Origin of the sequence: Microcystis sp. LE19-84.1B (assembly GCF_027531875.1) — a bacterium.
Lineage (GTDB): Bacteria > Cyanobacteriota > Cyanobacteriia > Cyanobacteriales > Microcystaceae > Microcystis > Microcystis panniformis.
The window spans coordinates 1-10,603 of record NZ_JAPZSR010000063.1 but is presented as its reverse complement, the minus strand read 5'-3'; the positions used below and the strand labels follow the sequence as shown (position 1 = coordinate 10,603).

8 protein-coding genes, 1 tRNA gene and 2 pseudogenes are annotated in these 10,603 nt (G+C 41.0%); 7 read left to right on the top strand and 4 right to left on the bottom strand.

The window, feature by feature from the left end; all coding sequences use genetic code 11:
- A partial coding sequence (locus O9324_RS03525) for an IS1634 family transposase N-terminal domain-related protein (protein WP_288139491.1) occupies window positions 1-182 on the bottom strand: 182 nt, incomplete at its 3' end.
- A 574-nt stretch (window positions 183-756) separates the two neighbouring features.
- Here O9324_RS03525 and O9324_RS03520 point away from each other — a divergent pair.
- The 4 genes from O9324_RS03520 to O9324_RS03505 all read left to right on the top strand — a co-directional run bounded on the left by O9324_RS03520 (window position 757) and on the right by O9324_RS03505 (window position 4,804).
- Window positions 757-1,962, top strand: a complete 1,206-nt coding sequence (locus O9324_RS03520; RefSeq protein ID WP_288139490.1) for an FAD-dependent hydroxylase — start codon at window positions 757-759, stop codon at window positions 1,960-1,962.
- A 92-nt stretch (window positions 1,963-2,054) separates the two neighbouring features.
- Window positions 2,055-2,128 (top strand) — tRNA-Pro (locus O9324_RS03515).
- A 131-nt stretch (window positions 2,129-2,259) separates the two neighbouring features.
- Complete coding sequence (locus O9324_RS03510) at window positions 2,260-4,182, top strand: S9 family peptidase (RefSeq protein WP_288139489.1); 1,923 nt, start codon at window positions 2,260-2,262, stop codon at window positions 4,180-4,182.
- A gap of 436 nt (window positions 4,183-4,618) precedes the next feature.
- The gene (locus tag O9324_RS03505; RefSeq protein WP_002759041.1) at window positions 4,619-4,804 is read left to right on the top strand and encodes a hypothetical protein; all 186 of its coding nucleotides are present in this window, start codon (window positions 4,619-4,621) and stop codon (window positions 4,802-4,804) included.
- A 175-nt stretch (window positions 4,805-4,979) separates the two neighbouring features.
- Here the strand turns inward: O9324_RS03505 and O9324_RS03500 are convergent, their stop codons facing one another.
- Complete coding sequence (locus O9324_RS03500; RefSeq protein ID WP_288139488.1) at window positions 4,980-5,837, bottom strand: hypothetical protein; 858 nt, start codon at window positions 5,835-5,837, stop codon at window positions 4,980-4,982.
- A 355-nt stretch (window positions 5,838-6,192) separates the two neighbouring features.
- On the opposite strand from O9324_RS03500, the gene O9324_RS03495 reads away from it, so the two are divergent.
- The 3 genes and pseudogenes from O9324_RS03495 to O9324_RS03490 all read left to right on the top strand — a co-directional run bounded on the left by O9324_RS03495 (window position 6,193) and on the right by O9324_RS03490 (window position 9,014).
- Window positions 6,193-7,197, top strand: coding sequence for a helix-turn-helix domain-containing protein (locus O9324_RS03495; protein ID WP_288139487.1), 1,005 nt, complete (start codon window positions 6,193-6,195; stop codon window positions 7,195-7,197).
- A gap of 496 nt (window positions 7,198-7,693) precedes the next feature.
- Window positions 7,694-7,792: pseudogene (locus O9324_RS27135) on the top strand (molecular chaperone DnaJ); the annotation flags it as partial.
- A 163-nt stretch (window positions 7,793-7,955) separates the two neighbouring features.
- Complete coding sequence (locus O9324_RS03490) at window positions 7,956-9,014, top strand: D-alanine--D-alanine ligase family protein (protein ID WP_002789184.1); 1,059 nt, start codon at window positions 7,956-7,958, stop codon at window positions 9,012-9,014.
- Between the two features lie 346 nt (window positions 9,015-9,360).
- Here O9324_RS03490 and O9324_RS03485 read toward each other — a convergent pair whose 3' ends face one another.
- The gene (locus tag O9324_RS03485) at window positions 9,361-10,125 is read right to left on the bottom strand and encodes a Uma2 family endonuclease (RefSeq protein ID WP_288139486.1); all 765 of its coding nucleotides are present in this window, start codon (window positions 10,123-10,125) and stop codon (window positions 9,361-9,363) included.
- A gap of 88 nt (window positions 10,126-10,213) precedes the next feature.
- Window positions 10,214-10,603: pseudogene (locus tag O9324_RS03480) on the bottom strand (Uma2 family endonuclease); the annotation flags it as partial.

Below are 10,603 nucleotides of genomic sequence, written 5' to 3'. Positions count from 1 at the left end.
CCTTTAAGAGCCAGTTTTAGATTGTCGATAATATCATCGGGTAATTTTGAGAGATTGGCCAGGGTTCTTTTTTTGACTTGATCTCCTTCTCGGTAGGACTCCCGAAGAAGAACAGCGGGGGGGGAATTACGGTTAGGAACTTTTTCGGCTCTTCTCGACTTTGTGTGATAATTCTTGCTTATGTAAGGTTAAATGCTTACTGGGCAAGACTTTTAGGACTATTTTGAAAGAAGAAACTATCAGTATAGACCTCGTTTCCACACAGAAACCAGAAGAACCCTTTTTCTATGTACATGACCACTATTTTAGCAAATGGAGAGAATTCTTTTCCATCAAGAAATGTTACAAATTACATGGGTATATTAAGAAAAGTTAAGGGCTATATCCATTGATGGATAAGGGTTTTCGGCTATTATGGTATATATGTATGGGGTAAGTTCAGTTATTAAGGGGGATCCCCCCGCCTATCGGCACCCCCCTTATCAAAGGGGGGATCCCCCCTTATCAAGGGGGGCAGGGGGGATCGAACCTAAAATCTATCTTCAATTTAATTATAACCAGCTACTTAGCGGCTTGTTATCACCCTTCCAGAAGTCTAGGAAGAGCGATAACCCGAAACTCTCAACCACGGACAAAACCCTTTCAAGTCTATCAATGGCTAGGTAGGGTGAAGACAATCAACCCCGACAGCAACCCCGAAAATCGTGTCAGAATAGATCAGTGTAGTCACTGATTATCTTTGAGAAAAATATTTATATGTTAGGACGGGACAACTACGATTTAATCATTGTCGGGGGCGGTATAGTCGGAACCACCCTAGCGGTGGCTTTAAAAAATACAGGATTAAATATCGCTATGATCGAGGAACGTCCCCTAGAGGTGGCCGCCTCCCGTCGTCAAGCTTATGCCCTCTCGCTGATGTCGAGCCGGATTTTTACAGGCTTGGGTATCTGGGATAAAATCTCACCCAGTATCGGTAAATTTCGTCATATTCGCCTTTCTGATGCCGATTTTCCGATTTTTGTCCCCTTTGTGGTCGATGAGCTAAAAACCGATTATTTGGGCTATGTGGGCGAACATCAAGTGATTCTAACGGCCCTGCACAATGCCAGCCAAGATTGCGATCGCATTGACTGGTTATCCCCTGCCAAAGTGTTAGAAGTGGAGTACGGAGCAGAAACAGCCACTGTCACCCTGGAAGAAGCCGGTCAAACCCGAAAAATCACCACAAAATTAGTTATCGGGGCCGATGGAGCCAGATCCGCTATCCGGCAAGGGGCGCAAATTAAAACCAAAGGTTGGAAATATTGGCAATCCTGTGTCGCTTTCACCATTAAACATCAACTCGATCGCAACGATACCGCCTTTGAAAGATTTTGGCCCACCGGTCCGATGGGCATTTTACCGCTCCGGGGTAATCGCTGTCAGATCGTTTGGACAAATCCCCATCAAGAAGCGAAAAAACTGCAAGAAATGCCCGAAGCGGAATTTCTTGACAAATTAGAAGCATATACGGGGGGATTACTGGGAAAAATAGCATTAGTTAGCCCCCGCGCTCTCTTTCCCGTACAGTTAATGCAGAGTGATACCTATGTTAAACCCCGACTGGCTTTAATTGGCGATGCCGCTCACTGTTGTCATCCCGTCGGTGGTCAAGGTTTAAATTTAGGCATTCGCGACGCGGCCGCTTTAGCGCAGGTATTAAAGGAAGCAGCGGAAAAGCAAGAGGATATAGGAGCGCTTTCTACCCTAAAATCCTACGAAAAATGGCGTAGATCCGAGAATTTAGCGATTTTAGGCTTCACAGATTTTCTAGATCGCCTGTTCTCCAATAACTGGCCGCCCATCGTTCTCATCCGTCGTCTCGGATTGGCAATGATGCGCGGTTTCCCCCCGTTGAAATTGTTTGCCCTGCAATTAATGACGGGATTAAAAGGACGTATTCCCCAATTAGCTAGATAGCTGGCCACTAATTCCGGGGATGGGGGAGAAAGGAAGAAAAAAAAAGCTTGCAAAATGCCGCGATTATCGCTATGATGGTTAAGGTTCAATATCGGGGCGTAGCGCAGCTTGGTAGCGCACTACTTTGGGGTAGTAGGGGTCGTGGGTTCGAATCCCGCCGCTCCGATTGCAGAAAAACAGAGAGTCAGGTAGGGATGCACCTAATCCCTACTTTATTCTGTTTACTCGAAATTTTCTTAATTTATCAGCGTTTCTGATCAAGTTAGTTCACCATTAGGATCACTGCTTTAGTCGAAAATGTCTCATCAAATATCAGCTTACGGTTCCTGGAAATCACCGATTACCTCCGATCTAATTGTGGCAGCATCGATTAGTCTTGGCGGCGTAACTGTAGATGGAGAAGATATTTATTGGTTAGAAGGCAGACCACAGGAAAAGGGGCGAAATGTTTTAGTTAAATTAAACCCCGACGGCACAACCACAGACATCACTCCAGCACCTTTTAATGTGCGAACTCGTGTCCACGAATACGGGGGAGGTTCCTATCTAATTGTTGCCGGAATTATCTATTTTTGTAATTTTGCTGACCAAAGAATTTATCGCCAAACTGCTGATAGTTTACCCCAACCTCTAACCCCAGAAAATTCCTGTCGTTATGCGGATTTAATTCTCGATAAATTTGGCAATCGTTTAATCTGTGTTTGTGAAGATCATAGCCAAAAAGAGCGGGAACCAGTTAATAGTATTGTCAGCATCGATGTGGATACGGGAGAAATAAAAACTTTAGTATCTGGCGATGATTTTTATACCTCTCCTCGCTTAAGTGCCAATGGTTCTCGATTAGCTTGGATTAGTTGGAATCATCCTAATATGCCCTGGGATAGTTCTTTTCTCTGGGTGGCCGATATTAATAATCTTTATTTGAGTAATATTCGGGTCATTGCTGGCGGTGAAAATGAGTCAGTGTGTGAACCGCGCTGGTCCGCCGATGAACAGTTATATTTTACCAGCGATCGCAATAATTTCTGGAACTTTTATTGCTTTAAACACGATGAACAAATAGAACCAGTTCTCGAACCGATAGAGGCTGAATTTGCCTATCCTCATTGGGTTTTTGGTTTATCTAACTACGGCTTTGCTGGGGAATCAAAGATTATTTGTAGCTATACAAAAGATGGTCGTTGGTATTTAGGAAGTATCGATACTGTTAATCGAGAATTCCAAGAAATTATCACTGCTGATACTAACATTTCTTCCCTACAAGTTAGGGAGAGCAAAATAGTTTTTATTGGCGGTTCTTTCAGGGAAGTAACGGCGGTTATCTCACTGGATTTAGCCACAGGAACGAGAGAAGTCCTCAAATCTTCCAGTAATTTAACCATTTCTAGCGATTATTTCTCGATTCCGGAAATGCTCGCTTTTCCCACCAGTCAGGGACTAACTGCGTATGCTTGGTATTATCCCCCCAAAAACCCCGATTATACCGCCCCTAATGGCGAATTACCGCCCCTTTTAGTTAAAAGTCACGGTGGACCGACGGCCGCGGCGACCTCTAGTTTAAGTCTGCGGGTGCAATACTGGACCAGTCGCGGTTTTGGCTATCTAGATGTTAATTATGGCGGTAGTACGGGTTATGGTCGTCAATATCGTCAGCGTTTGCTGGGAAATTGGGGAATTGTCGATGTGGAAGACTGCATCAACGGGGCAAAATATTTGGTTAATCAGGGATTAGTCGATGGGGAAAGATTGGCAATTTCTGGAGGCAGCGCCGGTGGTTATACAACTTTAGCGGCCTTAACTTTTCATGATACTTTTAAAGCAGGAGCTAGTTATTACGGAGTTAGTGATTTAGAGGTTTTAGCCACCGATACCCATAAATTCGAGTCGAGATATTTAGATAAATTGGTGGGACTTTATCCTCAAGAAAAGGAAATTTACTATCAGCGATCGCCTATTCATTTTACCGCTCAGTTATCCTGTCCGGTGATCTTTTTCCAAGGTTTAGAAGACCGAGTGGTTCCACCCAATCAAGCGGAAATGATGGTAGAAGCTTTAAAGGCGAAGGGTTTACCCGTTGCTTACCTTCCCTTTGCGGGAGAACAACACGGATTTCGTCAAGCTGAATCGATAAAACGAGCATTAGATGCAGAATTTTATTTCTATTCCCGTCTCTTTGGTTTTACTCCTGCTGATAATTTAGAACCCGTAGAAATTAAGTAATCATGCCAAATTAATTTCCTAGGTTCGAGGGGTGCTCAGGCCAATTCAAGTCTGAATTGCATCACTGTCTGAGGTGAATTACCATTGTTGCACAAGTAATACTAAATCCGTTGAGCATAGGCTACTTATTAAGACAGGCAACAGGCAAAAGGCAAAACCCCCCCACCCCCCCCCTGTCCCCACGAAAAACTTTTTCAGCAGCCCCTATCTACAGATTTGACCGTTGGGCGGGTCTAGGCTTAACCATAGTCTCTGTATCGGTTTCAGGCTTTTCTTCTCCTTTTAACTCTCTTAGATTGATGAAAGAGAGATAAGTTGTGTTGAGAAATGTGTAGAGTTGCGGCCGACCCTTGACTGGAACCTAAGCTCTCGTGATAACTTGTATAGGAGTTATCGACAAGACACCATCAGCTAGACAGACCTTTCCAGTTTCTCTATGTTTCATCCTAACCAATCGGAAACCCGTGAAGATATCCGCGAGTATGTAGCTCAACTACAGCTTCACATGGCTTTACAAGCTCGTAATCTCGTGCCTAGTCTGACTAATACTAGCGATAGTCGCGAGAAACTGCTGCAGGATACCCAAGCAACCATCGAAAAAATCGTTTCCCGTCATTTCTAGTTGACCGATTTTACGCAAGTAATCTCTTTGAACCAAGAATCCCCGTCGCTTTAGTGCGGGGATTGTCAACGCCCTAGGATTAAGGGGGGATCAAGGTAGGGTTGATTCATGAATCAACCCTACTATGAATCAACCCCCCGACGTCGGGGGGGTTGCCTTTTGCCTCTCCTCATAACTAGCCTTTACTCAACGGATTTAGTATAATATCATCGGTAATGGTAACGATAATTCTTTGCAGCTTCGCACCTTGAAACTCGTAAGGAATCTCGTGTTTATATTTAGTTAGGAAGTTAGGAGGATGATTTGATAAAGTTCTTATAATATCGACATTTTGTTCGATGTTATTAATATACAGTTTCATATTATTTATTGTACTGTCACCCAACTTTTCATCGGAAGGGGCGATTATCTTTGGTTTGGCAAATTCAACTTTGAGTGTCACCTCGCTACTAAGACGAGGAAGATCACAGGTGATCTTCTGTTGTTGTCCTAACCAGTTATAGACATAACATAGTTTTCCCTGATAGATGTAGAAACTATGTCCACCAAAATATCCACCCTGCGCCATCAGAACACCTTGTAAGTCCCCTTTAGCTTTGGAGAAATCAATAGTTGCTTCGATGGCATAGAAACGAGTGCTAATATTAGGGGCAACAGCTTCGAAAATTTCCAATCTCCTTGGATAATTTGTCGGGGGAACGGCGAACGTAGCGATTTCCCCAGCAACAGCTTCAGAAATTTCTGATCCCTCTAGATCATAGGTATAGCTATCGAAAATTTCCAATTCCCTTGGATAATTTGTCGGGGGAACGGCGAACGTAGCGATTTCCCCAGCAACAGCTTCGGAAATTTCTGATCCTCCTGGATCATAGGTATAGCTATCGGAAATTTCCAATCCCTCTAGATAATGGGTATAGCTAAATGTGGTATATTTTGAGTCGTCAGAAAATGCCGGGGGACGTAATTGAGGAATTTCTCCACCGAATACCACAGATCCAGACCAATCTTCAATTGGCATATATTCTTTAGCCATCGAAATCTCCTTAGTAATTGATAACGGAAAAAAGTGAGAGATTTGAGAGATGGGAGCATCTCATTTATGCAAGTGAGTAATTATACTTATCCCTAAAACTGGTTTCTAGCAAGGCTTTCAAAATAGCTTGACATAAAAACCTGATTTAGGGGTTACAAAGGTGAGATGAGAGATGAGAGATGAGAGATGAGAGATTTAACCTAGATTACACTGATGGACAAAATTAACAAATCAACTCTGCTGTAACTCAATACTACTCAGTCCTCTATGCTAAGATGATCCGAAAAACGCAAGTTTTTAAATTGATGGGCAAAAAAAGTTTAATTTTACTCAATAACCAAGGAGTTATACATAGATGTTTATTTTTGACAATAAAACCAATATTTTAATTAATTCTCAGGAATTAACCTTTAAAAGTGAATATTTTTGCAACTTTTCTCGTTATTTTCAGAATCGAGAATTTATCGACTTAGATGCTTTACAACTCAGTGGTGATCATTTTGAAGGGTATCTTTCAAGGATCATCATCGATGAAGTGATGTTAGAATTATCGCAACGTAATTGTTTAACGAATGTTGCGGGAGTAACCCATTCTAAAATGTGGGTTTTTGCGATTCCTTTTCAGGTGAATCCTGTCTTCTTTCAAAATTTGTACTCATTAGAAAATAACTGTCTTGGCATTGTCCCCCCTAAATCAGAAATTTCCGTTTTTCAACATCCTTTTTCCAATCGTTTTCAGCTTTACGTTCATGATAATTATCTGCAACAATTGTGCCAAACTTTAGAGCTACCAGAAGCGAAAAAGTTTTTAAATTCTTCCGCTTCTTCTATTGTGATTTGCCCAGCGGAAAAAATTCGTTATCTACAACAATCTTGTCATCAACTTTACCAAATGCTATTTAATTTAGATTGGCAACAAATATCTGGGACAAAAAAAGCATTAAGATTGAATTTTGTCAGGCAAAAATTAAAAGAAGAAATTGTCAAAGATTTTCTTTTGACTTTAGTAGTAACCAAAGATATTAAAACCCCTAAAAACACTATCAGACGCACCTATATCCTCAAAAAAGCAGAAGAAATGATGAGAAAAAATCTGCGTTCTGATCTTACTATCCCAGCGATTTGTCAAGACTTGGAAGTAAGTCAACGCACCTTAGAATATATATTTAAAGACTTCTATCAAATGTCTCCTTACAATTATTTTAAATTGCTTCGTCTTAATGCTTTACATCAATCTCTTAACCAAAATAATCAGACAAAATTAATTTATGAAATTGCTGAAGAATTAGGTTTTTTTCACCGAGGATATCTAGCCTCTGATTATAAAAAACTGTTTGGTTACTTTCCCTCTGAAACCTAAAGAAATAGTAGGGGTAGGAATGAAGATTATTTGTTAGATTTATCCGCCTTATTTTACCATTTTTAACTTCCTTTTCCTTGAATGATCAGCTACTCTTAATAATTAAGCTTTTTGCTTAAGTTGCCACCAATGAAAGCTTCCGTCCATAATGTGACGTGGTGAACATTTTTCACCCAAGGACTCAGAGAGCCATCTTTTCTTGATTAGGTAAAAATTTCCCGACTGTCTCCTCAATTCTAGTCTCAACTTTACCATCGCTCTTGGGAATCTTATCTTGAGAATGACTGCCTAGCTAAACGGCTGCTCATTTATAGATTTAAGTCAATAAATGAGCAGCATTTTTTTATGACTAACCACGTGACAAAGTGGCCACTGCTGTGGTATTAATTTAGGATAGGAAGTTTTCGGGAGTCAGTCGTCGGTCATCAATACCAAATTAGCCTACACTTCATCTTGATAGGAAAGGCTATATTTTTTGCAGCTTCTTAGGGAAATTATGACCACTAATCCTCTTAACTCGCTCATTTTAGAGCAGATTAGTCATATCTGTGAGCAATACTCGATCGAAAGTCGTATTCTCGAAGATTTTACTGATAACTGATAACTTACCCACTGATAACTGATAACTTACCCACTGATAACTGATAACTGATAACTGATAACTGAGAGGTGCGCCACTGGAAGTTCTTAAGTGCTATATTAAAGATCAAGAAAAGCCGTCGTAAAACGACGGGGTTTTAACCCAAATTTTCGATAATATGGATAAGATCAAGGTAGGATTGTTGTTTGGTGGTCGATCGGGAGAACACGAGGTATCTATCAATTCGGCTCGATCGATCCTGCAAGCTTTTAATTACCCCGAAAATCTTGACAAATACGCCGTTATCCCCTTCTATATCGATAAAAATGGCTGTTGGCATTCGGCAGCAACTGCTAGACAGATTTTAACCTCTGGGCAACCCCTAGCTATTGAGAGTGATATAAAAGTCAATATCTGGCAATTTCCCCCGGAAGTGAGCGAAATCGAGGTTTGGTTTCCAATTCTCCACGGACCGAATGGAGAAGATGGCACTTTGCAAGGATTACTCACTCTCATGCGGGTTGCTTTTGTGGGTAGTGGGGTTCTGGGTTCATGCTTGGGAATGGATAAAATTGCCATGAAAACTGCTTTTGCAGCCGCTGGATTACCCCAAGTTAAGTATAAGGCTGTAACCCGCTCGCAAGTGTGGTCAAATCCCTGTATTTTTCCGCAATTGTGCGATCAAATCGCCGAGGAAATAGGCTATCCTTGTTTTATTAAACCGGCTAATTTAGGTTCTTCGGTGGGTATTAGTAAAGCACGCAACCGGCAAGAATTAGAGGCTGCTTTAGATAGTGCTGCTAGTTATGATCGACGGATTATTATTGAAGCAGGAGTAACCGCAAGGGAGATCGAATGTGCGGTTTTAGGTAATGATAATCCCCAAGCTTCTTTGGTGGGAGAAATTACTTTTGATAGTGATTTTTATGACTACGAAACTAAATATACTGACGGGCGATCGAGTATGGTGATTCCCGCTAATATTCCTGATAAAATTGCTGATCAAGTGCGAGAAATGGCTGTAGAAGCATTTAAAGCTGTGGATGCTGCGGGATTGTCGCGGGTGGATTTTTTCTATGTAGAAAATACTGGGGAAGTGTTGATCAATGAAATTAATACTCTGCCAGGGTTTACTAACTTTAGTATGTATCCCCAACTCTGGAAAGCCACCAGTTTAGAGTTTTATCAATTGGTTGATAAGTTGGTACAATTAGCCTTAGAAAGACAGGAAAAATAAGGTTAAATTACCACCATTTCTAGGATAGGAATTACCTATTAAATAGAAGATAAATTTTGTCTTTGATTCCCCCTTAATAAGGGGGGAAACTGACAATTTTTAACACCTAACTAGGGTTTGCTGAATAAATGTGAAATATAGACGAGGTAAGGGTTTTAGGGTCTTGTTTCGCGAAACAGGTGCAAGATTTTGAGAGAATCGTGCTTCAAAACCTTGGGTCTTCATCGGCCCGCGTTCTGTAAGGGCGAAGCATTCGGGCAATAACCTATCGGTGAAACCGTAGATTTTCTATCCGAATGCTTCGCCCCTACTTTTTCAGCAAACCCTACTTAGAGATATTGATCAATCAGATAGTTTCGGGATCAATGCCCAATTCTCGTAATTTTTGGGCTAATTTTTCCTTCTCCAAGATAGCTTGTTCTTTTTCGAGGATAGCCTGTTCCTTCGCTTGTCGTTCCTGTTCCCTTTCTAAAAGAATCTGTTCCCTTTCTAAAAGAATCTGTTCCTTTGCTTGTCTTTGCTCTAATTCAGCTTCTTGGGGAGTGGGAACCAATTGACCATCGGCGGTAAAATAACGCAGTTTACGGTCAAAAATACCTAAATATAGTTCTAATTGTTCACTCCATAAATAGCCGTTTTCATTAGTGGGAATAGCCTGATATTGTCCCGCAATTAGTCTAAATCCTTGCAATTCTAAGGTATTAGGATCGAACCAAAAATAATTAGGAGTGCGAAAGGTATTTTGATAGAGAATTTTCTTTTTAGTGCGGTCAATATTGGCCGTAGAATCGGAAAGAATCTCGACGATTACATTGGGATATTTACCCCCTTCTCCCCAAACTACCCAACTTTTGCGGGGACGTTTTTCTGTATCTAAAACCACAAAAAAATCAGGACCACAGAAATCGCGCTTTTTCAGTTGTTCTTCGTTATAGTAGATAGTCAGATTACCGGAAGCGTAGTAATCGTTTTTCTCTTGCCATAATAATTCTAGACAACTGAGAAGAATTATGATCTGTTGCAGGTGTAAATCACTTTCCAAGGGTGGTTCATCACTCCATAAATCGGTGGGGGGACAGGTGACTTCTGGTAAAATGTCGAGAGTTGTCATAGTTTTTCCCCTGGCTGGGACATTGCTCTAATTATAACAGCTATGAGAAATTATCAATTAGGAATTAGGAATGGGGAATTTTAACTGGCTAAATTGTCTGGGGGTTGATGCCTAATTCTCGTAATTTTGCCGCTAATTTTTCCTTAGCTTGTCGTTCTTGTTCTTTTTCTAAAAGAGCCTGTTCTTTTTCTAAAAGAGCCTGTTCTTTTGCCTGTCGTTCCTGTTCCTTTTCTGAAAGAATCTGTTCCTTTTCTAAAAGAATCTGTTCCTTTTCTAAAAGAATCTGTTCCTTTGCTTGTCTTTGCTGTAATTCAGCTTCTTGGGGAGTGGGAACCAATTGACCATCGACGGTAAAATAACGCAGTTTCCGGTCAAATATGCCTAAATATAATCCTAACTCTTCACTCCAGAGATAACCCTGCTCATTGGCAGAAATAGCTTGATATTGTCCCTCAATTAGTCTAAATCCCTGCCATTC

Excerpts from the sequence above, each read along its gene's own strand:
- O9324_RS03520 (WP_288139490.1), top strand. The coding sequence starts at position 757 with ATGTTAGGACGGGACAACTACGATTTAATCATTGTCGGGGGCGGTATA.
- O9324_RS03510 (WP_288139489.1), top strand. The coding sequence starts at position 2,260 with ATGTCTCATCAAATATCAGCTTACGGTTCCTGGAAATCACCGATTACC.
- O9324_RS03505 (WP_002759041.1), top strand. The coding sequence starts at position 4,619 with ATGTTTCATCCTAACCAATCGGAAACCCGTGAAGATATCCGCGAGTAT.
- O9324_RS03500 (WP_288139488.1), bottom strand. The coding sequence starts at position 5,837 with ATGGCTAAAGAATATATGCCAATTGAAGATTGGTCTGGATCTGTGGTA.
- O9324_RS03495 (WP_288139487.1), top strand. The coding sequence starts at position 6,193 with ATGTTTATTTTTGACAATAAAACCAATATTTTAATTAATTCTCAGGAA.
- O9324_RS03490 (WP_002789184.1), top strand. The coding sequence starts at position 7,956 with ATGGATAAGATCAAGGTAGGATTGTTGTTTGGTGGTCGATCGGGAGAA.
- O9324_RS03485 (WP_288139486.1), bottom strand. The coding sequence starts at position 10,125 with ATGACAACTCTCGACATTTTACCAGAAGTCACCTGTCCCCCCACCGAT.